Genomic DNA, 26,859 nt, shown 5'->3' on the forward strand with positions numbered 1-26,859 from the left:
AACCGCGCCCTATCTATCTACCACACGCCCCTCCCCCTTCATGGATAACGTGCCCTCTGGCACACCTGCATCCGTCATGTCGTCATCGGACGGCCCCCGACAGCAGGTAATCAATGAAAGGACGCCTGATGGCACCCAAAAAGACCACACCGAAAGGCACCCGCGCCCCCGGCACTCCAGCCGATACATCGATCCCCCTGTCGACTCCGCGACTTGAGCGTCCAGGCCAGATCCGGCCTGCGGGGCCGGACGCCAATCCCTCCGGGCAACAGCATTCGACACAGCTGACCTCAAGCGAATCATTGCCCGGGTTACTGATCCAGGACCTGGCTCCCGCAGTCCGGGAGAGTACGTCCTCCGATAGCCTTCGCCCGGCCGAAAACATTCTTGAGTACGCGCTGCCACCACAGGAGCGAACGCTTTTGCCTGCCGTCATGACACAAGGATTGCGTATCTACCGGGGGCGAATTTACGCCGAGGTTCAATACACCTCGACCGGTACCGTGATGGTGGGCTGGGACGACGGCGCCGGAACCTATCGAGCCATGCGACCAAAGGAAGCACACCCCTCCGGCCCGGCGCTGCATTTCGACTCACAAAGCAATACCTGGCGAGTTGGTGAGCCACCCGAAACCGGCGTTCTGATCGAATCTGCGGCCCATCGACCGGCAGTCAGCTCGCAGGACACGTCACAACAGACTCTTGCGCCCCTCACACAATCAAACACGCCACCGGTTTACATCGACACCCGGCATTACGTGTGGGACAGCGCCACGACTCACCACCACGGCTACGTGGTCATGCACCGGAAAATGCGGCTGGACGATTCCGTCGGACCTCGGTCGCACCACGCCTTCCGGGACGATAACGGATCGTTTGTCAGTGTTGAGCGGCCTGCTTATCCCATCGATCAGCCAGCCCGATTGCTGTCCGCCTGGACGGACCGCGACATCTGGAATCTCTACGGACTGCAAGGCACCGATATCACCCGCTTTCGCACCGAAGCCCACAGCACCGGCAAGAAGCCTCAGTGGGCCAGAGTCCGGCCAGACCGGATGGAAAACGTTTATCTGTTTGACGAGCTTCGTCGCTGGCTGGGCCCGGACATGGATCGCGATATGTTCAACCGGCTTCTGGAGCATCAGAAACGCACACCCGCCGAGTGGGTGAAACACCTTGAATCGGTCTCCCTGCACCGCGCTCCAGCTGACCAGCAATCCCCGTTGCCGCAACGGTCGACAACCCAAACACACGTCCAGGAATCGCCGTTGCCACGCCAGCCAGACCCTGACATTTCCGAGACGAGGGACACCCCTGCGACGACGTACGGTGACCAGCGCCACTACACCTGGGATCTCGACAAGTCGAACTTTCACGGTTATGTCGAGATGCAGCGCAAACCTGGCCTGGATGACAGTCACGGACCGCTCACTCAACTGGCGTTTCGTGAAGGTGCCGGACTGATCGTCGTCAAAGCCACCGATTATTCGATCCATCAAGAGACCGTCCTGCGCCCCTTCTGGCGGGACGTCGACATCTGGAATCTTTACAGGATCGAAGGGCCCGACATCGTGCGCTTTCGTCGGGACGTTGCGCTTCATCAGAAACCGCCTGACTGGGTCAAACAACGCAAATACCCTTCCCGGCGCGAGAAACTGATCGACTACCTGAGGCTGTGGACCAATCCTGACTCACCGCTCAAATCACGAGAGCAGGTTCTCGCCCGGTTCCAGCCCTACAACCTCTCCGTCCAGCAACTGGCGAAATTGTGCAAGGAGTTGTCGCCAACCGGGCAGTTCAAGAATCTGATCAATGATGAGCTGCCCGGGTGGGTCAGGACTCATCAAGAACGCACCCGCCGGGTGACCAACGAAAAACTCTTCGATCCGTTTCTGCCGGAAATCCATGCAGAAATCATCCGACTGAGAAATCAGGGAGAAGGCACCAGCCTCTTGAAGGCCAGCCTGACCGATCCCTTCTTTCAAGGGCTGTTGCGCATCAGCGGCTTTAAACGCAACAAGCACAACTACCTGTACAGGACCGATACGCCCGCCATGTTCAAAGTGGATAACCGGACACCTTTCGAAATAGCCCGGCCCGCGGCCATGGTCCCACAGGCAATATCGGCAAGGGGTGCCACAAGCGAGATACCTGTCAGTGCAATGTTCAGCCTGAAGACCGCCATGGGCTTTGCGAATGAAACCATGGGAATAGCAGGCAAGGGAGCGCACCAGCCAGTCAGCGGTACCTCGACGCCCCCTGCTCAGCGCATCCAGTTTTGCTACCTGCTCGATACCCGCAATGTCGAGGTCGTAGCGGGGCAAGACAATCGCGTCTACAACCCGACGCGACTCGAACGAAGCCCTGCGGACGGCACAACGTGGTTCCCGAGCATGAAGATGGAGGGTCATGTTTCGATGTCGTCGATCGGCTTCACGTCGAGGCGCGTCTGGCTGGTCAACTCAAGCATGACTCGCGCGGCGACAGTGGAAGACATCCATCTGCAGGCGCTGACACGCGCCACTGGATCGGATCAGAACGCCGTTGACGCCATCGAGGCACGCACACGGGCAGGGGAATTGAACCGGAATGAATATGACGAGTTGATCGATGACGTGGCGACAGCCGGAAAACGCATTATCGAGTTGCCGGCAGGACAGGACGTTTTCTCCAACCACATCGTCTTTCCGCCCGAAACGATCACGCTGTAGGGCGTTTCAAAGGCTCGACCCTGCGGGGTCGAGCCTTTGATTTTTACAGTCCGCCAGTCGCCTGAAACCCTACACCGATCACCGTCAGCAGCGACAACGGCAACAGCAGCGTATCGAGCAGTGCGCTGGCCGGCAGATCCACTCCGGGATAGCTCGGGGCCTCGGCGCCGAACCGGTCCATCGCACAACAGCCACCGTTCATGGCGTACAAGTCCAGCCGCGTGCCGGAATACACCACCGGCGCGCCGGGCTTGGCGGCATCCAGCGTGCGCACCGTGGCGCAGCCGGTGAGTTGCAGCGCCAGCGCGATCGCCAGCAGCTTATTCATCGCTGCTCAGGTGGTGTTCGCCCCAGCGCGGCAGCATGTCCTGGGGAATACCCAGCAGATTGAGAATCCGCGCCACCACGAAATCGATCAGGTCAACGATGGTCTGCGGCTGATGATAGAAACCCGGCGAGGCCGGCAGGATGGTCACGCCCATGTTCGACAGCTTGAGCATGTGCTCCAGGTGAATGCTCGAGTACGGCGCTTCGCGCGGCACCAGAATCAACTGGCGACGCTCCTTCAAGGTGACGTCCGCCGCCCGTTCGATCAAGTTGTTGCAGGCGCCGGTGGCGATGGCCGACAAGGTGCCGGTCGAACACGGCACCACCACCATCGCCGCCGGAGCGCCGGAGCCCGAGGCCACCGGCGACATCCAGTCTTCCTTGCCGTAGACCCGAATCTGTCCGGCGGCCGCGCCGGTGTATTCAGTGAGAAACGCCTGCATCATTTGCGGCTTGGCCGGCAGCGACACATCCGTCTCGGTGGCCATCACCAGTTGCGCGGCCTTGGAGATCAGGAAGTGCACCTCGCGATCCTCGCGCACCAGACAGTCCAGCAGGCGCAAACCGTACTGGGCGCCGGACGCGCCGGTCATCGCCAGCGTGATGCGTTCCGTGCCGCCGTCACGGGAAAAAGTGTTCATTTCAGCGCCTCGGCGAGTTTGCCATGCAGGCCGCCGAAGCCGCCGTTGCTCATGATCACCACATGGGTGCCGGGCTGGGCCTGGCTCTTCACGCGCTCGATGATGCCTTCCAGCGAGTCGCTGACAATCGACGGCACCGTGCACAGCGCGGCGGTGCCGGCCAGATCCCAGCCGAGGTTGGCCGGGGCGTACCAGATCACCTGATCGGCATCGACCACGCTGTCCGGCAGACCGTCACGGTGGGCGCCGAGCTTCATCGAGTTGGAGCGCGGTTCGATGATCGCGATCAGCGGTGCATCGCCGATGCGCTTTCGCAGGCCGTCAAGGGTGGTGGCAATCGCGGTCGGGTGGTGGGCGAAGTCGTCGTAGATGGTGATGCCGCGTACTTCCGCGACTTTTTCCATCCGGCGTTTGACGCTCTTGAAAGCGCTCAACCCTGCAATGCCCATGGACGGCACAACGCCGACGTGACGCGCCGCCGCCAGAGTGGCCAATGCGTTGGCGACGTTGTGCTGGCCGGTCAATTCCCACTCGACCACGCCTTGGGGCACGCCTTCGAACATCACTTCGAACGCCGAGCCGTCGTCTTTCAGCAACTTGACCTGCCACTGACCGCCAGCACCGGTGGTTTGCACCGGGGTCCAGCAGCCCATCTCGATCACACGCTGCAGGGCCGGTTCGGTGGTCGGGTGAATCACCAGGCCTTCGCTGGGGATGGTTCGCACCAAATGGTGGAACTGCCGCTCGATGGCTGGCAAGTCAGGGAAAATGTCGGCGTGATCGAACTCAAGGTTGTTGAGGATCGCCGTGCGCGGACGGTAGTGGACGAACTTCGAACGCTTGTCGAAGAACGCGCTGTCGTATTCGTCGGCCTCGATCACGAAGAACGGCGTGCCGCCCAGACGCGCCGACACCGAGAAATTCTGCGGCACGCCGCCGATCAGGAAGCCCGGGCTCATGCCGGCATGTTCCAGCACCCAGGCGAGCATGCTGCTGGTGGTGGTCTTGCCGTGTGTACCGGCAACCGCCAGCACCCAGCGCCCTTGCAGCACATGGTCGGCCAGCCATTGCGGGCCGGAGACGTACGGCAGGCCTTTGTTCAGCACATATTCCACTGCCGGGTTGCCGCGGGACATGGCGTTACCGATCACCACCAGATCCGGTGCCGGATCGAGCTGCGCCGGGTCGTAACCCTGGGTCAGCTCAATGCCCTGGGCTTCGAGCTGAGTGCTCATCGGCGGATAGACGTTGGCATCGGAGCCGGTCACGTGATGGCCCAGCTCTTTGGCCAGAACCGCCATCGAGCCCATGAAAGTCCCGCAGATACCCAGAATATGAATGTGCATAGTCGACCTCGTAAAACATGGCCGCAGGTTAGCGCAGGGAGGGGGAAATGGCACTCTTTAGCTGATCACCCGACATGATCGTTCCCACGCTCTGCGTGGGAATGCAGCGCAGGACGCTCTGCGTCCAAAAGCGGACGCTCTGCGTCCGGGGAGGCATTCCCACGCAGAGCGTGGGAACGATCAGCACGAAGATTCAGGCGGTTCGGGCAATCCCGTGCTTGCGCAGCTTTCTATAAAGCGTATTGCGACTGACGCCCAACTGCTGCGCCGTGTGGGTCATGTGCCAGCGGGTGTGCTCCAGGGCATTGAGCAAGGCCATCCGCTCGGCATCTTCCAGCGGATGCTCGGACGACGACTCATCGACCTTGACCAGGAGCGGCTGCACCTGCCGGAACATCGCGGGCAGATCATCGAGCCCGATCCGACCTTCATCGCACAACGCCGCCAGCGTGCGCAGCACATTGCGCATCTGCCGCACATTGCCCGGCCAGTTGAACCCGAGTAATGCCTGGCGCGCCGGCGCTTCGATCAGGATCGTTTCCCCGCCTGCCTCTTCGGCCAGCAGGAAATCCAGCAACTGCGACTTGTCACTGCGCTTGCGCAACGGCGGCAACGCGACTTCCAGCCCGTTGAGCCGGTAGTAAAGGTCTTCACGGAAACTGCCGTCGCCAACCCGCTCCAGCAGATTGCGGTGAGTGGCGCTGATGATCCGCACGTTGACCGCTTCCGGCTCGCCGCCGATCGGCACCACTTGCCGGTCTTCGAGCACTCGCAGCAGTCGGGTCTGCAAGGCCAGCGGCATGTCGCCGATTTCATCAAGGAACAGCGTGCCGCCATCGGCCTGCTGCAGCTTGCCGCGCATGCCGTCCTTGCGCGCGCCGGTGAAACTGCCGCCGCGATAGCCGAACAGTTCACTCTCGATCAGGCTTTCGGGAATCGCCGCGCAGTTGAGGGCGACGAACGCCTTGCCGGCGCGCTGACTGGCGTTGTGCACAGCCTTGGCGAATGCCTCTTTGCCGGAGCCGGTTTCGCCGTTGATCAGCAGTGGCACGTCACGTTCGAATACCCGCAGCGACTTGCGAAAATCCGCCTGCAACGCCGCATCACCGAGGCAAATACCTGCAAGACGCGGCGCTTCGACAAGCGCAGGAGCCGGCGCGGCCGGCAACGGCCGACGGGTTTCGCCGCGCAGCACCGCAAACAGATGCCGACCGTCACGGGTGCGCAACGGCCAACTGGCGCTGGCATTGGCACTGGCGCGCCCGAGCAATTCATCCAGCGAACAATCGAAAAACGCCTCCACCGGTTTGCCGAGCAAGCCGCCGCGAATATGCCCGAGCAGGTTCAATGCACTCTGATTGACCGCGCTGATCCGCCCTTCCCCGTCAAACGCCAGCAGCCCTTCGCTGAACAGCCCGACGGATTCGGCCTGGAGATGGAAACGCAGCAACAATTGGTTATCGAAGCAGCGCAGGAAATAGCAGCTCTCGATCATCTTCGCCGACAGATTGACCAGTGCCATGGTGTGGAACTGGCTCTGGCGCGAGACGTCGTGTCGCGCCGAGGAAACGTCGAGCACCGCCAGCAGTTCGCCATGGGGGTCAAACACCGGGCTCGCCGAGCAGGTCAGGCCGGTGTGGCGGCCGCGAAAGTGTTCGTCTTGATGAATGGTCAGGGCCTGGCGCTCCACCAGGCAGGTGCCGATGCCGTTGGTGCCTTCGCAGGCCTCGCTCCAGTCGGAACCCAGCCACAGGCCGGCGCGTTCAAAGATCTTGCGTTCGGCGGGGGCGGTGACGCAGTTGAGGATCACCCCGCGCGCGTCGGTCAGCAGTACCGCGTGGCCGGCGCCGGAGAGCTGTTGATGCAGGCTGCTCATTTCATTGCCGGCGATCTGCAACACCTGTTGCAACCGTTCGCGGCTTTCAAGGACACGACCGTGTTCGAGCACGGTCGGCGCCATGGTCAGGGCCGGGTCGAGGTGATAGTCCTCAAGACAACGCAGCCACGAGCGGGCAATCGACGGGTCGGCACCGGGACCATGCAGGTGCGGTTTGCCCTGGGTGACGGTGAGAACCTGTTGGGCATGGCGACTCAAATGGTTGTCGTGCATTTCTTATTATTCTCCCCGAGGCTCATCGGCCCATGCGTGAAGTGGTGCCCAGCATCCTCCAGCCAACCGGTCTTTGCAATGCTGGCAAGACTGCCCGGTCACGGGTTGTGCCAGAAGCGGTACAAACTGTCACCCAAGCTGTACCGATAGCGTCACAGACGCTTGCCACTTGTCCGACGGAAATCGCGCAAGGCGTTGATTTGCCTGACCTGCACGGCAGTGGCCCGACCTTTGCTCTACGCTTATAGCAAGCGCTCATGCGCGTCTCTCTGATAAATACAACAGCCAAGGAGAACATCATGCGTTACGCTCACCCCGGTACTGACGGCGCCAAAGTCTCGTTCAAGAGCAAGTACGGTAACTACATCGGCGGCGAGTTCGTCGCGCCTGTCAAAGGTCAGTACTTCACCAACACCTCGCCTGTTAATGGCCAACCGATTGCCGAATTCCCGCGTTCCACGGCCGAAGACATCGAAAAAGCCCTGGACGCCGCCCACGCTGCCGCCGATGCCTGGGGTTCCACTTCCGCCCAGGCACGTTCGCTGATCCTGCTGAAAATCGCCGACCGCATCGAGCAGAACCTCGAAACCCTGGCGATCACCGAAACCTGGGACAACGGCAAAGCCATCCGCGAAACCCTCAACGCCGACATCCCGCTGGCGGCCGACCATTTCCGCTATTTCGCCGGGTGCCTGCGCGCCCAGGAAGGCAGCGCCGCCGAGATCGATGGCAACACCGTGGCCTATCACATCCATGAACCACTGGGCGTGGTCGGCCAGATCATCCCGTGGAACTTCCCGATTCTGATGGCCGCGTGGAAACTCGCCCCGGCCCTCGCCGCCGGCAACTGCGTGGTACTCAAGCCTGCCGAGCAAACCCCGCTGGGCATCAGCGTGCTGCTGGAGCTGATCGGCGACCTGCTGCCGCCGGGCGTGCTGAACGTGGTGCAAGGGTTCGGCAAAGAAGCCGGCGAAGCCCTGGCCACCAGCAAGCGCATCGCCAAGATCGCCTTCACCGGCTCGACGCCGGTCGGCTCGCACATCATGAAATGCGCTGCCGAGAACATCATTCCGTCGACCGTTGAGCTGGGCGGCAAATCGCCGAACATCTTCTTCGAAGACATCATGCAGGCCGAGCCAAGCTTCATCGAAAAAGCCGCTGAAGGTCTGGTACTGGCGTTCTTCAACCAGGGCGAAGTCTGCACCTGCCCGTCCCGCGCACTGGTTCAGGAGTCGATCTATCCGCAGTTCATGGAAGCGGTGATGAAAAAGGTCAGCCAGATCAAACGGGGTGACCCACTCGACACCGACACCATGGTCGGCGCCCAGGCGTCCGAGCAGCAATTCGACAAGATCCTTTCGTACCTGGAAATCGCCAAGGGCGAAGGGGCCGAACTGCTGACCGGCGGCAAGGTGGAAAAACTCGAAGGCAACCTGGCCTCCGGTTATTACATCCAGCCAACCCTGCTCAAGGGCACCAACAAAATGCGTGTGTTCCAGGAAGAAATCTTCGGCCCGGTGGTGAGCATCACCACCTTCAAGGACGAAGCCGAAGCCCTGGCAATTGCCAACGACACCGAGTTCGGCCTGGGTGCCGGCCTCTGGACCCGCGACATCAACCGCGCTTATCGCGTGGGCCGCGCCATCAAGGCCGGTCGCGTGTGGACCAACTGCTACCACCTGTACCCGGCGCATGCCGCGTTCGGCGGGTACAAGAAGTCCGGCGTCGGCCGTGAAACCCACAAGATGATGCTCGACCATTACCAACAGACCAAAAACCTGCTGGTGAGCTACGACATCAACCCGCTGGGCTTCTTCTAAAACCTCGGGGCAATACAGGGAGTCCTGTGTTGCCCTTTAACTGGCCATCGCTGGCAAGCCAGCTCCCACAGGTTTTGGTGCTGCTGGGGCTTGCGCAGATCCTGGTGGGAACCGGCTTGCCGGCGATAGCGTCCTGACTGACACACCCCAAATGGCCTGGCCGCTCTGGCACGGGCCTTGCGTACCTGTCATTCAGGATTTGCATGAACACTGCCGCTGCGTGAACAGCATCCACCCACTCAACCGCTGCACCTGAAAGTCCAACAGATCGAACAATAAAAAAGACAGAGAGGACTTATGACTTCCACCACACAGCTCAAACCCACACTCGGCACCCTGCACCTCTGGGGCATTGCCGTCGGCCTGGTGATTTCCGGCGAATACTTCGGCTGGAGTTATGGCTGGGGCACGGCGGGAACCCTGGGTTTTCTGGTCACGGCCCTGATGGTCGCGACCATGTATACCTGCTTCATCTTCAGTTTCACCGAACTGACCACCGCGATTCCCCATGCAGGCGGGCCGTTTGCCTACAGCCGCCGGGCGTTCGGCGAGAAAGGCGGATTGATCGCCGGGATCGCCACCCTGATCGAATTCGTGTTCGCCCCGCCGGCCATCGCCATGGCCATCGGCGCGTATCTGAATGTGCAATATCCGGGGCTCGACCCCAAACTCGCGGCAGTCGGTGCGTATTTCGTGTTCATGACGTTGAACATCCTTGGCGTCAGCATCGCTGCGACTTTCGAGCTGGTGGTTACCGTGCTCGCCGTCGCCGAACTGCTGGTGTTCATGGGCGTGGTGGCACCGGGCTTCAGCTTCAGCAACTTCGTGCTGAATGGCTGGTCGGGTGCCAATGAGTTCACAATGGGCTCGATTCCGGGCATTTTCGCGGCGATTCCCTTCGCGATCTGGTTCTTCCTTGCCATCGAAGGCGCGGCCATGGCGGCCGAGGAAGCCAAGGACCCGAAACGCACGATTCCACGGGCCTACGTCAGCGGCATCCTGACCCTGGTGTTCCTGGCAATCGGCGTGATGGTGATGGCCGGCGGCGTCGGCGACTGGCGCCAGTTGTCGAACATCAACGACCCGCTGCCGCAGGCGATGAAAGCGGTAGTCGGCAACAATTCGACCTGGATGCACATGCTGGTGTGGATCGGTCTGTTCGGGCTGGTGGCGAGTTTCCACGGGATCATCCTCGGCTACTCGCGGCAGTTCTTCGCCCTGGCCCGGGCCGGTTACCTGCCGAAAGGCCTGGCGAAACTCTCGCGTTTCCAGACCCCGCACCGGGCGATCCTGGCCGGCGGCGTGGTCGGCATCGCGGCGATCTACAGCGACGGACTGGTCAATCTGCAAGGCATGACCCTGACGGCGGCGATGATCACCATGTCGGTGTTCGGCGCCATCATGATGTACATCATCAGCATGCTCAGCCTGTTCAAACTGCGCAAAACCGAGCCGAATCTGGAGCGCACCTTCCGCGCGCCGGGCTATCCGGTGGTGCCGGCCATCGCGCTGTTCCTGGCGCTGGTGTGCCTGGTGGCCATGGCCTGGTTCAACACGCTGATCGGCTGTGTATTCCTCGGTTTCATGGCCGCCGGTTACCTGTATTTCCAGCTGACCGCCAAACAACGCTCCGAAGCACCGGCAGACGCTATGCTCGAAAGTGTCTGAACGTTATCCGGATTGCACCGGCACCGGGCCTCAGGCTCGGTGCCTGCACTAAAAGCATTCATTCAGGAGGAACGCGCCCAATGGCCGCATTTGCCCATACCGTCGGCGCCCAGACCTACCGCTTCGACAGCCTCAAGGACGTGATGGCCAAGGCCAGTCCGGCACGTTCCGGGGATTTCCTGGCCGGCGTCGCCGCGCTCAACGATGGCGAGCGAGTGGCCGCGCAAATGGCGCTGGCCGACATCCCGCTCACGCATTTCCTGCAGGAAGCGCTGATTCCCTACGAAGCCGATGAAGTCACCCGGCTGATCATCGACGGCCATGACAAACAGGCCTTCGCGGTTGTCAGCCATCTAACGGTTGGCGGCTTTCGCGACTGGCTGTTGAGCGAGGCGGCCGACGAGTCCGGCCTGCGTGCTCTGGCCCCCGGCCTGACACCGGAAATGGTCGCCGCCGTGTCGAAGATCATGCGCGTGCAGGATCTGGTACTGGTGGCGCAGAAGATCCGCGTCGTCACCAAATTTCGCGGAACCCTCGGCCTGCGTGGAAGGTTATCCACAAGGCTGCAACCCAATCACCCGACCGATGAACCGTCCGGCATCGCGGCGAGCATTCTCGACGGGCTGCTGTACGGCAACGGCGACGCCATGATCGGCATCAACCCGGCCACCGACAGCATCGCCTCGATCTGCGCGATGCTGGAAATGCTCGACGCGATCATCCAGCGCTACGACATTCCGACCCAGGCCTGTGTGCTGACCCACGTCACCACTTCTATAGAAGCGATCAACCGTGGCGTGCCGCTGGATCTGGTGTTTCAGTCGATTGCCGGCACCGAAGCGGCCAACGCCAGTTTCGGCATCAACCTGAACATTTTGCGAGAAGGTTATGAAGCGGGCCTGAGCCTCAATCGAGGCACCCTCGGGCAGAACCTGATGTATTTCGAGACCGGTCAGGGCAGCGCGCTGTCGGCCAACGCCCACCACGGCGTCGATCAGCAGACCTGCGAGACAAGGGCCTACGCCGTGGCGCGCCATTTCAAGCCGTTCCTGGTGAACACCGTTGTAGGATTTATCGGCCCGGAATACCTCTACAACGGCAAACAGATCATCCGCGCCGGCCTCGAAGACCATTTCTGCGGCAAGTTGCTCGGTGTGCCGATGGGCTGCGATATCTGCTACACCAACCACGCCGAAGCCGACCAGGACGACATGGACACCCTGCTGACCCTGCTGGGCGTGGCCGGGATCAACTTCATCATGGGCATTCCCGGCTCCGACGACATTATGCTCAACTACCAGACCACTTCGTTCCACGACGCGCTCTACGCGCGTCAGACCCTGGGCCTGAAGCCGGCACCGGAGTTCGAGCAGTGGCTGGCGAACATGGGCATCTTCACCCAGGCGGACGGCAAGGTCCGCTTCGGCAACAACCTGCCGCCGGCTTTCCGCCAGGCCTTGGCGCAACTGGGATGAGTCAGATGGAAAAACCGCCCGTCGATCCGCAAAACCCGTGGCTGGAGCTGCGTCGTCTGACCCCGGCGCGCATCGCCCTCGGTCGCACCGGCACCAGCATGCCGACCCGCGCACAACTGGATTTCCAATATGCCCACGCGCAGGCCCGGGACGCAGTGCATTTGCCGTTCGATCATGCCGGGCTCAGCGCCCAACTGGCTGAACGCCGGCGCGAAAGTCTGCTGCTGCACAGCGCGGCGGTGGATCGCAACAGCTACCTGCAACGCCCGGATCTGGGGCGCAAATTGAGCGATCAATCCGCCCAGACCCTGCGCGACTACGCCCAGACGCATCCGGGCGGTGTAGATCTGGTAATCGTTGTGGCGGACGGTCTCTCGGCGCTGGCGGTGCATCGGCATACCCTGCCGTTCCTGACCCGACTGGAGGAACAAATGAGCGCCGATCAATGGTCGACCGCGCCGGTGGTGCTGGTGGAACAAGGGCGGGTGGCGATTGGCGATGAAATCGGCCAATTGCTGGGCGCCAAAATGGTCGTGATGCTGATCGGAGAGCGTCCGGGCCTCAGTTCGCCGGACAGCCTGGGTTTATATTTCACCTACAATCCAAAGGTCGGTCTCACGGATGCTTACCGCAATTGCATCTCCAACGTGCGGCTGGAAGGGCTCAGCTACGGCATGGCGGCGCATCGCCTGCTGTACCTGATGCGCGAAGCCTGTCGGCGACAGCTGTCGGGCGTCAATCTGAAGGACGAGGCGCAGGTTCAGACGCTGGAATCGGAAGCCGGTGCAGACATGAAGAGTAATTTCCTGCTCGATCCGCCCCCAGCCTGAACCGTTTCCGCATTGCCTTTCTGCGCAGGTTTGAGGCAGGATCGATGCACGGCCGCCCGGGTTTCCCATCGCCGTCAGAGCACGTGAAGACAGCCACTTGAAGGACGAGACCTACCATGCGGATTATCCAAGCGACCCTCGAACACCTGGATTTGCTGACCCCGTTGTTCGTTAAGTACCGCGAGTTTTACGGCTCCCTGCCCTATCCGGACTCGTCCCGGGCGTTTCTCGAAAAGCGCCTGCGACGCAAGGAATCGGTGATCTACCTGGCGCTGGCCGATGACGACGACAAGAAACTCATGGGTTTCTGCCAGCTCTATCCGAGCTTTTCCTCCCTGTCGCTCAAGCGCGTGTGGATCCTCAACGACATCTACGTCGCCGAAGACGCCCGCCGCCAACTGGTGGCCGACAACCTGATCCGCACCGCAAAGAAAATGGCCAAGGAAACCCAGGCTGTGCGCATGCGCGTCTCCACCAGTGCCGACAACGAAGTCGCGCAGAAAACCTACGAATCCATCGGGTTCAAGGAAGACACCGAGTTCAAGAACTACGTGCTGCCGATCAGCGACGAGCTCTGATCGCCGGGCGTACGGCGGGGAGGAAGCGAACGCCCTCCCCGGAATAAATTCCAACCCGACATTTGTTCACACCGACATTCCCCGCTACAAAACCAACACGCTTTTCACCCCTCAGCCCGTATAATCCCGATCTTTCCGGCTTGTAAGAAAAACTACACCCGCTTGTAGGCTTACACGAAGTCATCCGCACAGGCTTGCCGAGTCAGGCCATCACCACAGGTGCCTCCATGGATTTCAACCCGCTCGACCTTATCCTGCATCTCGACGTTTACCTCGACCTGCTGGTGAATAATTACGGGCCATGGATCTACGCCATCCTGTTTCTGGTGATCTTCTGCGAGACCGGTCTGGTGGTGATGCCATTCCTGCCGGGTGATTCCCTGTTGTTCATCGCCGGTGCCGTGGCTGCGGGTGGTGGCATGGACCCGGTGTTGCTGGCGGGGCTGCTGATGCTCGCGGCGATCCTGGGCGACAGCACCAACTACGTGATCGGACGAACGGCGGGCGAAAAGCTGTTCAGCAATCCGAACTCGAAGATCTTCCGCCGCGATTACCTGCAACAGACCCACGATTTCTACGACAAGCACGGCGGCAAAACCGTGACCCTGGCGCGCTTCCTGCCGATCATCCGCACCTTTGCACCGTTCGTTGCCGGTGTCGCGAAAATGCCTTACCCGCGTTTCTTCGGTTTCAGCGTATTCGGCACCGTCCTGTGGGTCGGCGGTCTGGTCACGCTCGGTTACTTCTTCGGCAACGTGCCGTTCATCAAGAAGAACCTGTCGCTGCTGGTGGTCGGCATCATCCTGCTGTCGCTGGTACCGATGATCATCGGCGTGATTCGCAGCCGTTTCGGCGGCGCCAAAGCCCAATCGCACTAAGCCGATGTGGTCGCTGAGCGCCTGGCGCCGCCGGCGCATTCTGGCCAAGCACCCGATTGCCGACGATATGTGGCAGCGGGTGCGTCATCACCTGAGCTTTCTCGATGGCATCACTGCCGCGCAAGACCAGTGGCTGCGCGAAGCCAGCGTGCTGTTCCTCGAAGACAAACACCTGACCGCCCTGCCCGGCGTCGAACTGCATCAGGAACAGCGCCTGCTGCTCGCCGCCCAGGCCCAATTGCCGCTTTTGCATCTCGGCGACCTGAACTGGTATCGGGGTTTCCACGAGATCGTCCTCTACCCCGACGACTTCCTCAGCCCCCAACGCCATCGCGATGCCAGCGGCGTCGAGCATGAATGGGACGGCGAACACAGCGGCGAGGCGTGGCAACAAGGGCCAATCATCCTCGCCTGGCCCGGCGTGATGGCCAGTGGTGGCTGGGAAGGCTACAACCTGGTGATCCACGAACTCGCACACAAACTCGACATGCTCAACGGCGACGCCAACGGCCTGCCACCGCTGCACGCCGATATGCGGGTCAGCGACTGGGCCGAGGTGATGCAGACGGCATACGACGACCTCAATCGCCAGCTCGACCGCAACCCCGATGCCGAAACCGCCATCGACCCGTATGCCGCCGAGAACCCGGCCGAATTCTTCGCCGTCACCAGCGAGTACTTCTTCAGCGCTCCGGATCTGCTGCACGAGGCTTATCCACGGGTGTATGCGCAGTTGCGCCTTTTCTACCGCCAGGATCCGTTGGCCCGCCTGAAGCAACTTCAGGCCACCGACCCGGTCTATCAGGCTCACGAGTAAAGGTCTGCACGACTTCCGGTACGTGGCGTCCACGGCAGAATATGCCTATAATCGCCGCCACTTTTTGGTCAATCCGGCCAAGTGTTTTTGGTCAACTAACGGGGGCAACGCCCAATGAGCTACAGCAAGATTCCGGCTGGCAAAGACCTGCCGAACGACATCTACGTCGCGATCGAGATCCCGGCCAACCACGCGCCGATCAAATACGAAATCGACAAAGACAGCGATTGCCTGTTCGTTGACCGTTTCATGGCCACCCCGATGTTCTACCCGGCCAACTACGGTTACATCCCGAACACCCTGGCTGACGACGGTGATCCCCTCGACGTACTGGTCGTAACCCCTTACCCGGTTGCTCCAGGTTCGGTGATCCGCGCCCGTCCGGTCGGCATCCTGAACATGACCGACGACGGCGGCGGCGATGCCAAAGTCATCGCAGTTCCGCATGACAAGCTGTCCCAGCTGTACGTGGACGTGAAGGAATACACCGACCTGCCAGCCCTGCTGATCCAGCAGATCGAGCACTTCTTCGCGAACTACAAAGATCTCGAAAAAGGCAAATGGGTGAAAATCGAAGGCTGGGACGGTGCAGACGCCGCCCGCGCCGCGATCACCAAGTCGGTTGCTGCCTACAAAGGCTAAGCCTCGCGACCTGCGACACGCTTGAAGAAAACCCCGGTTGATCCGGGGTTTTTTGTGCCTGGCCGCCCAGGGCTTAAACAGCTTGTTTATAGCAGCCTACAGAAAAGTTTTAGTGTGTGTAATTTCCCACAAGGACGCCTTACATCCCGTCGCAAAATTTGCCCTGATTTTGAACGCAAGGTTTATTCAAACCGCTCTAGGCCGGTCGTAGACTCGCGTTTATGAGAAAGAACACTAGCGGTCCAAGATTCAAGGCACTCCTGGAAGCTGCGAACATCACCACCACGGGATTCGCAAAGTTCTGGGGCACGGAAGCCCAAAACGTTCATAACTGGTACACCCGGGGCGTACCCGCGTACCGCCTGGAAGAGGTCGCACGCCTGCTGTCCGTCAACAGCCAATGGCTGAAGACCGGCGAAGGCCCGAAAGAGGCCCCGCACCTGCATACGGACTCGGGCGACATCCTCGATGCCCATGCCATTCGCGGCGTCTACACGGTGCTCGAAACCAACGACATCGAATTGCCGCTCTACAAGGAAGCCCCCACTGCCCCTGGCTCCGACAAGACCCACGTCATCAAAGACCCGGACCAAACCATCCGCCTGCCCCGCAGCCACCTCGAAGCCCTGGAAATCCGCCACTCCGACGCCATCTGCACCCACATGATCGGCAACAGCATGGCCGAGAAAATCGAAGACGGCTCCACCCTCGCCATCGACCGCGGCCTCACCCAGGTGGTGGACGGCGAAATCTACGCCATCGAGCACGACGGCATGCTGCGCATCAAATACCTGCACCGCATGCCCGGCAACGCCCTGCGCCTGCGCAGCCACAACAGCGCCGAATACCCGGACGAGATCTTCAGGGCTGCGCAGATCGAAGAGCAGAGGATTCATGTATTGGGGTGGGTGTTCTGGTGGTCGACGCTGGGCAAGCGGCGACCGGTGGTGCCGTTTCTCTGACCCTCTGTCACTCCCGGCCCTTGGCTAGCCTGCAAAGAGGCCCGGCTACACGGTACAAATCCCCGCGTCCTGCCGCAGAAATCGCTCTAATCCGCACTTGAGACTGGGAATCCCCAACAAAACTCAGTATCCTGCGCCCCACATTCGCGCATCGACCCGCCAAGCGGCCCAGATGACGCCTGACGCGGCAGACCACTGTCTGACCAAGTCCCACAGCCGGACGCAAGATCCGGATGTACGTTTTGAAGGCTGGCGCGGTTTACCAAAAATAAACCAAGCCAGTCCCCGAGAAGCCGGCCACAAGCCGGCTTTTTAATGCCCGCAAGAAAACCAAATCTAATGCCCCAATATCTTCCTTGCTACCGTAATGGCAAAACTCATTACGGTGCTCCATCACGGACTCCTCAAAAATCCATAATGATGACTGTCAGAAGCCGCAACTCTCAGATAGGGATCAGTTACTGATCAAAGCCCAGTTACGCTGCAAGGAGGATGTGGCGCTTATCGCCGCAGTCCACGAACGTCTTGTCGCTCCTCAGCGAGTCAAGATAAGCCTGGATGAGTTGTAACGTCGAATCCAGCCAAGCCGTAGTTTCGCGAGAATTGGTACCGCAATCGGGCAATAAGCTGCTGCCCAATTCAACTGTGCAACAGCCCGTTGCACAATCCCCTCACGGATAACTAAACGCCTTCACCAAGGTCAACTCCCCCACCGCCCGCATCGGCACCAGGAACGTCTCCATCTTCTCGCTGGGTGTCCCTTCCTCGGTAATCACCGTCACCTGCGCCGTAGTCAGCGGCTGTACCGCCTCTTCCCCACCTTCATCATCCCCGCGATACCCACCGCCAAAATAATTCACATACACCAGATACTGCCCCTTGATCGGCGCCGGCATGGCGAAGATTTCCGGGCCGTAACCGGTGGTCACGTCGACGTCCAGGGCCGCGCCGTTGGGGGCGACGCGGTCGCCGTACCAGATGTGTGCGCCGTCGGGTGTGATCAGGTGCAGATCGAGGTCGGTGCCGTCACTGTCCCACGTCAGCAACACCCGAAGTTTCGCCGGAGTGGCGCCGCCGCTGGTGTTGAGGAATTGCGTGCGATGCCGTTGCTGACCGTCGGGGCTGCGGACTTCAACGCTGTTGCTGCCGTTGGGGAAGGAGAACGGGCGATCAAAGCGGCCGCTGTCGTCGATTTTCAGGGGCATGCTGACGCCGTTGACGATCAGGCGGCCGGGCTCTTTGTTTTTCGGGGTGGCCTTGATTTCGCCGCTGATGCGCGCGGTGTTGGCCTGGCCGAGGGGGGTGTTCACCGAGGAGGCCGGGTAGTTGACCGTCTGGCGAAAGCTCTCGCCCTCGCCTTCAGGCGCACCGCTGCGCCAGCCGCCGACCGGGGTGTCGAGTTTGACGCCGTCAGCGGCGATCACCGGCGAAACAGCGGCGAACGCGCAAAGCAACAGCAAGACCTGTGGATAACGGTGTGTCATGGTCTATTCCAGCAAAAGGTGACGGGCGAGCCCTTCGATATAGGTTTCATCCTGGCCGTTGGGGTGTGCTTCAAAGGCCAAGTGCAGGTATTCGTGAGTCAGGTCGAGGCGATCCTGCAACGACAGCACGCCGCGCACGTAGATGCGCTGGCGTTCGCGGTCGACGAAGGGGCGGCCGAAGGCGAGTTTGCAGACGGCGAAAGTGCTGACTTCGCTGTAGCCGGTTTCACCTTCCAGCTTCGGACGCCAGCCGCGCCGCTGTTTTTGCAGCCAGTCCTGTGCGGCGGGCAGCGCTTCGCAGGACGCCACCGGGTTGTCCCAGCGGCTGAGGCTGGCGCGCGGATAAGCGTGCAGCAGGATCGCGTCGTAACGCTGGCCGGCATTGGCTTGTTCGACGGCCTGCTGCCAGGCGAGTTTGTCGGGGCCGGGTTGATCGGAGTGATAGGTGACGGTGCTGCCGGCCAGCACCAGATCCGCCGTCCATGCAGCGATATTGCGCGATTCGGCAGAGGCCGGACGCGGGGCGACACGTTGCCGGGTGCTGCTGTCGTCGATGCTCAGACATTCGCCGTTGCGTGTGGCGTTTTGCAGCAGATACGTGCGAATCGCCACGGCCAATGCTTTGGCGGCTTCGGCCGGTTCGGGTTTGGCTTCACGCTCCAGCACGCGGGCGACGTATTCTTCGCGATCCAGCCGGGCGACCAGCTTGTCGTTGAGCAGAAACAGTTCGCCGTCACTGTGGATATCCAGCGCATTGCCATTGGCGAATTCGACGCGGTAATCGCCCTGCAACGGGCCGGAGCCAGCAACGCGTTCACCCGCCAGAACCCGCGAAACCGGATAACGCGAGAACAGTCCGACCTCAACACAACTTCCCGCTTCCGCCGGCCATGATGCGGGCAACAACGTTGCCAGCGCCGAACCGTAATGCCGCAGAACCATCTGACTGGTACCCCGGCCACCGGCCCAGATCGGCGATCCATCCGCCGTCCAGCCAGCGAAACCGCCCTGACGTGATTGCGGATCCTGATCGCCGAGCCAGCTCCAGGTCTTCACCCGCAAACGTCCGCCAAGCTCACCGACGACATTGCCATCCGCCGCATTCAAAACGACATCGAGCAGCACACGGCGCATCTGATCCTGAGCCGGCAGCCAAGACAAAACCTTCAACAAGTCAGCCACGGAAACCCGAGTAGCCGGTTGCACCGATGGCAAATCCAGCAACCACGACGGCGCCTGTCGCGTCTGCCAATAGGCTCTCCAATCGCCAGCGGTTATGCCCAACCGCGCCGGCTCGAAATACAGCCCGCAGGATTTCACCAGCGCCTGATCACGCTCGATCTTGCCGCCCGCTGCGCAGCAATAGACTTCTTCCTTCGACTGCCCGCGGCATTCATACGCCGGTTCCCGTGCGCCGGTATCCACCAGCCACGCGTAAACGAACACCTTCCACAGACTGCCCAGCGGCGTCTCAAGCGACGAAGGCAACGGCTCGCGAGCAGTCATTTGCGCCGTGTTCAGCGACAACAATTCGCCCTTGTACGCCACGCGCAAAGGTTCATCCTGCGCCGTCGCCAGCGCAGGAATCACACACATCAGCAGCCACAGCAGCGGCCGGGTCATGTCAGTTGACCGTGACCTGACCGAGGGCCGCTTTCGCTTCCTGGGCCCGGTGCTGCGGCGCGTAGACCTGAGTGAAACGCACCGGCGGCAGATTGAACTGGCCTTTCTGCGAAAAACGCACCAGATGCCGCAGACGCAATTCACCGCTCAGCGCATCCACCGGCACCGCGTAGGCCAGTTGGCCCGGTTCGAAACGTGCTTTCTCCAGCGCGGTCGGCTCGGTGCCGTCCTTGCCCTGCAACTTGATGCCCCACGTGGTGCGCTCGACATCGGCACCCGGCGGCAACGGCACTTCGAGCATGCCGTAGCGCAGCGGTTTCGGTGCTTTGCTGGTGAGGATCACTTCGTCCAGATACAGACTGTCGCTGGACAACGGCTTGCTGCCGACCGGTTCCAGTTTGAAGGTGAAGGCTTCGTCACCCGGCACCAGACGCGACAGGCGACGAGTGATAGTCACCGCCATCGGATCGACCGCCGGTTGCTGGGTCTGGAAGCTCAACGCGGCACGCAACGGACGCTCCTGAGTGCCCGCCACCGTCAACACGCTCGGCACCGGCGCAGCCCCCTGCCACGTCCAGAACATCTCGCCGGTCGCGCCGTAGTTTTTCTTCCAGCCTTCGCCCGGCGCCAGCGCGATGGTCGGCGACGCCTGAGCGATGCTGCGTTGCAGCCAGGTCAGCGCCAGCGCACGTTCGAGGGTCGATTGCTGCGGCAGCAGGCGCTGCAACAACGCTGTTGCACGGGCCTGATCGAACGGTTGCAGGGACAGGTTTAGCGCTTCGGCAAACGGCTGCGAACTGACGGCCAAACGCTGTTGCGCAGCGCCCAGCTGACGGTTGAACGCGTCCGGCAAAGCGACTTTCGACTGGGTGGCCAGCGATGCGGTCAAGACCCGCGCCGCCGCCAGACCGAGTGCCGAATCCGGATCGCCCATCACCAGACTGTCTTCGCCGTCGTCCATCAGGGTTTCGGCATTGCCTTCCCCGGCCCTGGCCAGATCCTCCATCAAGCCGCTGAGCAGCGTGTTGACCGGCAAGTGCATCTGCTTGGCGAACGACAGGATCAGCGCCCGTTGCAGCAATGGCGTGTTCGGCGCCTGCTTGGCGTAAACCTCCAGCACCCGCTGCCAGTGTTCCGGCGGCAAGGTCAGCTCCAGCACCTGACTGGCGTTCCAGTCGGCGTAATAGGCGTAAGCGGTGAGGAACGCATCCGGCTCGCCGTCGAAGCCCCACCAGGTGAAGCTCGCCGACGGCCCGGCCATTTGTACCAGGCGCAGACGACTGTTCTGCATGATCAGGCGCAAGCGGTCGCGGATCTGCGGGCTCGACGCCAGCGACGGATAAGCGATGCTCAGCGGCAGCAAACGGCTGGCGGTCTGTTCGACGCCGCCGTACGGATAGCTGAGCAGATCATCGAGGGCAGAGCGGAACAGCGCCTGCGGGCTGTCATCCAGACGCAGGCGAATGTCGGTCGCGTCTGCCGGCAGGCTCAACGGTGTGTCGCCGCTGGCCACGTCAAGGCTCTGGGTCTGCGTCACTTGCCAGCCTTCGCCGGTCGCCGTCAGGCGCACAGCAAGGGCATCGGCGGTTTTGCCGTCCTGCACCAGCTCGGCGGTCCACTCGCCGGTGGCCAATGCGAAGGCCGGCAGCGGCAGGTAGTTGATGCCGTTGTCGAGGGTCACCGGCAGGCGCTGTTCGGCGCTGGCGTAGTGCGTTACCAACTCAGCCTTGACCGGTTTCTCGGCCTGACTGAAGGCGAACACACCAAGCTGCGGCTGATCGCCCTTGCGGAATTTGCTCGGCCCGCTCCACTTCAGGTACAGCGGCTTTTCCGAGCGGACGAACTGCTTCTTCTGTCCGACCTGACCGTCATCGGCAATCGCCCGCGCGGTGATGCGCCAGCGGGTCAGCGAGTCCGGCATCTTGAAAGTGAAGCGCGTCTTGCCGTCGGCGTCGGTCAGCAATTCCGGCTGCCATGCAGCGGTGTCGACGTCTTCGCGGCGCGGCCGCTCCAGCACTTTCACCCCACGTTCGCTGCGGTTGGCCTTGCCCGGCGCGCCGGGGCTGCCCGGCAATGCCACGTCGTAGCTGATGAACGACAGGCTGGCGCTGGTGCGCACGTTGTTGCGGCGCGGGTGATAGAAAAACTGGTCGATGGTCGGCGCGACCTCAGGTTGCAGCGCGTAGACCATTTCATCGACCACGCTGACCGTCAGGTGCGCCGGCACAGCCTTGCCGGCGAATTGCGTGGTCAGGTCGACCGTCACGGTATCGCCCGGTTGATAAGTCTCTTTGTCAGTCTTGATCGCCACGTCGATCTGCGGCGCGACGACCTTGATCCCGGCGTTCTGGAAGCTGTACTGACCGCCCTTGGTGTAGAGCACCGAGAACGTCAGGTTCGGCGCGAAGTTGTTCTTCACCGGGATGCGCGCGCGGTATTGGGTGTCGCTGAGTTTCTCCAGCTTCAACCAGTCGCCGCCCTTGGCCAGCAGCGCGGTAGCTTCAACCTTGTCGCGCTCCAGCGACAGCAGCGCATCGCTGACCGGCTCCGGGAAGGTGATCAGCGCCAGTGCCTCGTCGCCGGCCTTGTACTCGGGCTTGTCGAGGACGATCTCCACGGTGCCCGGCACAGCCTTGACGCCGTCACCGGTGACCGAATGACCGGTCGCGCCAAGCACTCGACCGTGCTGATCTTTCAGCGACAGGTTGTAGGTGCCCGGACGATCAAACGTCACGCTGAAGCCTTTGTCTTTCGCCGCCAGTTTGCCTTCGCCCGTGCTCTGGTCTTCCAGACGCACCCAGCTGTAGCTGCTCGGCACCACGGCCTGCGCCTGTTGACTGCCGCCCTCATTGGCGTAGCTGAACGCGACCTTGTCACCGACCGCACTGAAACGCTGTGGCGCAGTCAGACGGAAGCTGGCAGCGCCCCGGTCGATGAGGATTTCTTTGGTGGTCTTGACCCGGTACGCCGCGCCATCGCTGGCAAACACTGTGAGCATGTAGCGGCTCGGCTTGTCGGCGGCCGGCAGGTCAAGGGTCGCATTGCCCTTGCTGTCGGTGGTCAGTTCGGTGCTGGTCAGCTCCACCGGGAATTGCCCGAGGTATTGCAGCTCGTTGTCGACCATCGACAGCTGCTGGGCGCGCAGGCTCAGGGTCAGTTTGGCGTTGGCCACCGGTTTGCCGTCCGGGTACAGCAGCACCAGGCTGCCCTTCACCGGTTCGCCGGTTCGGTAATCCTGCCTGGCCAGGTTCAGCGAGATTTCGAAGTGCGGCTTGATGTACTCCGCTACCCGGAACGCGCTGCTGTAGGCCTGATCCTTGTAGTTGAAACGCAGCTCGTAACCACCGGCCACGGCGTTGTCCGGCAACTGGAAGCGGCCCTGAGTGCCGGCCTTCGAATCGAGCTTCAGATCGAGACGCTGCAACTCGGTGCCCGTCGCATCAAGCACGCTGACATTGACGTCCGCCGCCCCCGGCAATACCGAATCCCGGGCGTTCTTGAATTCGCGGCCAACGATTTTCAGCGACACCCAATCACCCGGGCGATACAGCGGCCGGTCGGTGAAGGCGTAGAGTTTGGTGTCGTAGATTTCGCTGTCGTAATAGAAGTTTTCCGAGACGAATACGCCGCCCTCTTCGTCCTCGCCGATGACGAACGAACGCTCCGGGCTGACGTGTTTCAGGCGCAGCAAACCGTCGTTGTCGGTAGCGCCGCTGCTCATCACGCCGAGGCCGTCGGTCCACAGCACATTGACCTTCGGCACCGAGCTGCCTTCGTGTTTGCGCGCGGCCCACACCAGCAATTCATCACCGGCAATCTTGCTCACCGCCACGGTGTTGGAAACGAAAACCATGGTGGTCGCGCGGTACTTGCCGATCAGCGCTTCGACCAGATACAGGCCCGGTTTCAGATTGCCCAGCGGGATGTAGACGTTGCCCGGCGCAACGCTGACGAACTCGCTGGAAGACCCGGCCAGACTCACGCCTGTCGGCGGCTGGATCGGCTTGGCCTGCCACAGCGGATAGCGGAACTGGCTGACCACCGGCAGGCCCGGAATCAGGGCGAACTGCGGCTGCGCGTCGTACGGCGTTGGCGCAGCGATGGCGTTGCCCATCTTCAGCTCCGGCACCTCTTCGGTGACTTGCTGACGCGACTCGTAGGAGAACGCACGCTGCATCACCCGACGGGATTTGCGGTACCAGTTGTCCCACAGGTACGCGAGGGTGTTCGACAAGCCTTCGCCCTTGAACTGGCCGTCGCTGACCACGCGGTGCAGGTTTTTCTGGCGCTTGAGGAAGTCCAGCGGCTTGTCGATCTTGTACACCCGAATGTCGGCGCCGCCGTACGGTTCCATACGGAAACGGCGGTAATCACGGCCCGGTGCTTCGAGGCGCACCACCGCCTGCTCGTCGGCGGCGAAACTGCTGTCGGCCAGCAGGAAAAAGCTTTCACCGGAGACCGGCGTGTAGCCGCTTGGCTCCACGGAGTCTTCGGCATTCACGGCCGAAAACGGCAGGACTGACAGCAACAGAAAAGGCAGTAAACGCAGCATGCGGGCACCGGTCATTGGGAGAGAAAGTTCAGTCGATAGACGCCGATGAAGTTGGGGTTGGCTGCGTCGGGTATCCATCGGGTGTCCTTCCATGTCATGAGTTGCTGCAGGCTTGCCGAACGCATGCCGTTGTCGGTTGGGGTGGTCGTGCCGGTGTGATAGGCGATGTAGCGGCCCATCCAGATCATCAGGTGCTGGTCGTCGCCCTGATCGAAAAACATCAGATCGCCGGGCCGTGCCTGGGACACGTCGCGGCCGATCAGATGGCTGTTGAACTGAATCAGTTTGATTGCGTTGACGTAGGGCCCGACCTTGCCGCCGCCCTGCTGCCATTGCTGGGCGAGCTGGCGCTGATCGGCGCTCAGATCCAGCTCCGGCGGCAGGTAGCGATTGGACACGCCATTGCTGCGCAGCCATTTGTCGTCATGGACTTTCAGCGCTTCGTTGGCGGCAAACCGCACCAGCCCGGCGCAGTCCTGCTGATACCAGCGCGGGCTCGGGCCTTTGCTCAACTGCTCCTGAGCGATGCGCACGAACCAGGCGCGAAAAACCTGGGACTGCGCAGGATCGAGTGCCGGCGTTTCGACCGCTCGGGCACCCGCGCTCAGTAACAGCGCGAGCAAGCCGAGGCTGCGGATCAATGTCGTCACAGCGCTTTCCACTCCAGCGGCAGCCATTGCCAGTGGCCGTCGGGCTCACTGCCTTCCGGCAAGGTCAGGGCGTATTTGCCCATGCCGCCGAGGGTGCGCAGTTTCGGGATCAGGTAGGTTTGCGCGGCGTTGTAGAACACCGGTTCCATGTCCTGCGGCAGGCTGTCGAGGGTTTCCTGCTGGATCAGCTGTGCCATTGAATCCGGGCCGAAATAGATTGGCATCAGCACGTCTTTCGGCAGCACATCGGCCATCGGCGGGAAGCGCTTGTCGAGGGTGCCGAGGGCCTTGTCGACCAGTTTGTCGTCGAGGGAAAACAGCAGTGTCGAACCGTGGCGCGCCAGGCTGACTTTCATGAAGGCACGGCCGGTGATTGCATCCGGGGTCTCGGCATCCCTGGCCGGGTACGGGCCAAAGTTGGAGCTGACCTGACGCTGCCAGAGGTGGCTCTGGCCTTCCTGCTTCTCGACCACCGGGAACGCGTGCTCGTCGACCTTGCTTTCGTAGGCGCCGACCATCGAATCGAACAATGTGCCGATATCCGCGTCGAGCTTGCCGTTGTCTTCGTCGTTCAGACTGGCCACCAGCAACGGCGTGTACAACCGCGAATCGGCGTACCAGCACAGGCCCGCCGCGCCGGCAACGTGTTCGGTGAGTTTCTGCGCCACTGCCTCTTCGGCACCGAGCTTCACCAGCAACGGTTTCTGCGGCTCGGCAGCGACCGGCAAGGTCACGCAGGCACTGGCGCCCAGCGGCATGGCTTGCCAGACCGGTTTGAAATCGAAGTCCGGCTGGTTGTCCAGTTCATCCATCGCGAGATAGCTGTGCCAGCCCTTGTCGTCCATGTCGAAACGCAGGCCGGCGAAGTTCGGGATGAAGCGCTGGTAACCCATGGCCAGGACGCTGGAGTTGACCGACAGGCGCTGTTTGGTTTCAGGCGTCTTGACCGGTAGCCCGAACGCTTCGGGGAACAGTTTTTCACCGTTGAGCAGCGCCGCGAGGGCTTGCGGCGAGACATGGCCGGACTCTTCGGAAGCGCCGTTTTCCGGATCGTAGAACTTGGCCGGGTTCGACAGCACCACCAGTTTGTCGCCACGGGAGCCGAACAGCAGGGATTTGCCGGCGTTGTAGGTCAGTTGATACAGCGGCACTTCGTCACCGCCGACTTTCAGGGTGCTGAACACGCTCAGTTGCGAATCATCCAGAGCGACTTTCGCCAAGGGCTCCAGCAACTTGGCCAAACCGCCGCGATCCATCACCAGCAGGAAATCCTTCAAACGACCATCGGCGCCGCGCCACAGCGCCACGTCCGCCGGTTGATCGAAGAGTTGCTCGATCAGGCTGTCTTGCAGCTTCAGGTCATGCTCGTAGATGATCCGCCGCAGACTGCCGATCAGCCCGAGACGGTCGGCGTGGGTTTCGTAATAGAAGACGAAATCCTCGGTGAGCGTGGCTTTGAGGAACGGCACCGTCAGCAAATCCTTGGGCAACTGGCTCAGGGAGCGGGTTTCCAGCAGCGCGTCCGGGCGGCTCAGGCCGAGCTTGTCGCTGGCCAATTCCGCTGGCGGCGCCTTGGGTTTGTGCATCAGCCAGCCGAGCCCGCCCGCCACGCCGGCCACCAGGCACAGCCCGACCGCCAGCAACGGCCAGCGCCGGGAAGGTTTGGCGGCGGGCGTATCGGTGGCCGGGGTCTCAGTGTTTTCGCTCATCTTCTCGCTCATGTTCCCAAAGCTCGGCAGTTCATC

Annotated in this window: 19 protein-coding genes; 10 read left to right on the forward strand and 9 right to left on the reverse strand. The window is 61.7% G+C overall.

Annotated elements, in window-relative coordinates; translation table 11 throughout:
• Positions 1–113 precede the first annotated feature (113 nt).
• Positions 114–2,711 (forward strand): hypothetical protein, encoded by a 2,598-nt coding sequence (locus tag I5961_RS24885; protein WP_227233642.1) that lies wholly within the window; start codon positions 114–116, stop codon positions 2,709–2,711.
• Between the two features lie 43 nt (positions 2,712–2,754).
• Here I5961_RS24885 and I5961_RS24890 read toward each other — a convergent pair whose 3' ends face one another.
• From I5961_RS24890 to I5961_RS24905, 4 genes are all read right to left on the reverse strand, one after another.
• Entirely contained in the window at positions 2,755–3,039 is a 285-nt protein-coding gene (locus tag I5961_RS24890; RefSeq protein WP_085703102.1) for a YceK/YidQ family lipoprotein, read from the reverse strand.
• Positions 3,032–3,679, reverse strand: coding sequence for a flavin prenyltransferase UbiX (gene ubiX / locus I5961_RS24895; protein WP_227233643.1), 648 nt, complete (start codon positions 3,677–3,679; stop codon positions 3,032–3,034). The genes I5961_RS24890 and ubiX overlap by 8 nt, the downstream gene beginning before the upstream one ends.
• Positions 3,676–5,025: a UDP-N-acetylmuramate:L-alanyl-gamma-D-glutamyl-meso-diaminopimelate ligase gene (mpl, locus tag I5961_RS24900; protein WP_227233645.1), complete on the reverse strand. Its 1,350-nt coding sequence runs from the start codon at positions 5,023–5,025 to the stop codon at positions 3,676–3,678. The genes ubiX and mpl overlap by 4 nt, the downstream gene beginning before the upstream one ends.
• Positions 5,026–5,218: 193 nt before the next feature.
• On the reverse strand, positions 5,219–7,135 hold the full coding sequence (locus I5961_RS24905; RefSeq protein ID WP_227233647.1) for a sigma-54-dependent Fis family transcriptional regulator: 1,917 nt from the start codon (positions 7,133–7,135) through the stop codon (positions 5,219–5,221).
• Positions 7,136–7,434: 299 nt separating this feature from the next.
• On the opposite strand from I5961_RS24905, the gene I5961_RS24910 reads away from it, so the two are divergent.
• From I5961_RS24910 to I5961_RS24950, 9 genes are all read left to right on the forward strand, one after another.
• Positions 7,435–8,955: an aldehyde dehydrogenase family protein gene (locus tag I5961_RS24910; RefSeq protein WP_085703098.1), complete on the forward strand. Its 1,521-nt coding sequence runs from the start codon at positions 7,435–7,437 to the stop codon at positions 8,953–8,955.
• Positions 8,956–9,252: 297 nt separating this feature from the next.
• Positions 9,253–10,623 carry an ethanolamine permease gene (gene eat, locus I5961_RS24915; RefSeq protein ID WP_227233648.1) on the forward strand — a complete coding sequence of 457 codons (1,371 nt, stop codon included), beginning with the start codon at positions 9,253–9,255 and terminating at the stop codon, positions 10,621–10,623.
• A gap of 80 nt (positions 10,624–10,703) precedes the next feature.
• A complete protein-coding gene (locus I5961_RS24920) occupies positions 10,704–12,098 on the forward strand; it encodes an ethanolamine ammonia-lyase subunit EutB (RefSeq protein ID WP_227233650.1) in 1,395 nt (464 codons plus the stop codon).
• Positions 12,095–12,928 carry an ethanolamine ammonia-lyase subunit EutC gene (gene eutC / locus I5961_RS24925; RefSeq protein ID WP_413541584.1) on the forward strand — a complete coding sequence of 278 codons (834 nt, stop codon included), beginning with the start codon at positions 12,095–12,097 and terminating at the stop codon, positions 12,926–12,928. Before I5961_RS24920 ends, eutC begins: the two co-directional genes overlap by 4 nt.
• Positions 12,929–13,044: 116 nt before the next feature.
• Positions 13,045–13,506 carry a GNAT family N-acetyltransferase gene (locus I5961_RS24930; protein ID WP_007958617.1) on the forward strand — a complete coding sequence of 154 codons (462 nt, stop codon included), beginning with the start codon at positions 13,045–13,047 and terminating at the stop codon, positions 13,504–13,506.
• A gap of 227 nt (positions 13,507–13,733) precedes the next feature.
• Positions 13,734–14,384, forward strand: coding sequence for a DedA family protein (locus I5961_RS24935; protein WP_085697631.1), 651 nt, complete (start codon positions 13,734–13,736; stop codon positions 14,382–14,384).
• Positions 14,385–14,388: 4 nt separating this feature from the next.
• On the forward strand, positions 14,389–15,201 hold the full coding sequence (locus tag I5961_RS24940) for a zinc-dependent peptidase (protein ID WP_227233654.1): 813 nt from the start codon (positions 14,389–14,391) through the stop codon (positions 15,199–15,201).
• Between the two features lie 114 nt (positions 15,202–15,315).
• Entirely contained in the window at positions 15,316–15,843 is a 528-nt protein-coding gene (ppa, locus tag I5961_RS24945) for an inorganic diphosphatase (RefSeq protein WP_007933577.1), read from the forward strand.
• A 221-nt stretch (positions 15,844–16,064) separates the two neighbouring features.
• The gene (locus tag I5961_RS24950; protein ID WP_085697633.1) at positions 16,065–16,805 is read left to right on the forward strand and encodes a helix-turn-helix transcriptional regulator; all 741 of its coding nucleotides are present in this window, start codon (positions 16,065–16,067) and stop codon (positions 16,803–16,805) included.
• A gap of 671 nt (positions 16,806–17,476) precedes the next feature.
• Here the strand turns inward: I5961_RS24950 and I5961_RS24955 are convergent.
• From I5961_RS24955 to I5961_RS24975, 5 genes are read right to left on the reverse strand one after another with little or no spacing between them, the layout of a single operon-like run.
• Positions 17,477–18,289 (reverse strand): YfaP family protein, encoded by an 813-nt coding sequence (locus I5961_RS24955; protein WP_227233655.1) that lies wholly within the window; start codon positions 18,287–18,289, stop codon positions 17,477–17,479.
• Between the two features lie 3 nt (positions 18,290–18,292).
• Positions 18,293–19,912 (reverse strand): DUF2300 domain-containing protein, encoded by a 1,620-nt coding sequence (locus I5961_RS24960; protein ID WP_227233657.1) that lies wholly within the window; start codon positions 19,910–19,912, stop codon positions 18,293–18,295.
• A gap of 1 nt (position 19,913) precedes the next feature.
• Entirely contained in the window at positions 19,914–24,479 is a 4,566-nt protein-coding gene (locus tag I5961_RS24965) for an alpha-2-macroglobulin family protein (protein ID WP_227233658.1), read from the reverse strand.
• Positions 24,476–25,141 (reverse strand): DUF1175 domain-containing protein, encoded by a 666-nt coding sequence (locus tag I5961_RS24970; protein WP_085697637.1) that lies wholly within the window; start codon positions 25,139–25,141, stop codon positions 24,476–24,478. Before I5961_RS24970 ends, I5961_RS24965 begins: the two co-directional genes overlap by 4 nt.
• A complete protein-coding gene (locus tag I5961_RS24975; RefSeq protein ID WP_227233660.1) occupies positions 25,111–26,823 on the reverse strand; it encodes a DUF2138 domain-containing protein in 1,713 nt (570 codons plus the stop codon). Before I5961_RS24975 ends, I5961_RS24970 begins: the two co-directional genes overlap by 31 nt.
• Between the last annotated feature and the right edge of the window lie 36 nt (positions 26,824–26,859).

The organism is Pseudomonas sp. IAC-BECa141 (assembly GCF_020544405.1).
Lineage (GTDB): Bacteria > Pseudomonadota > Gammaproteobacteria > Pseudomonadales > Pseudomonadaceae > Aquipseudomonas.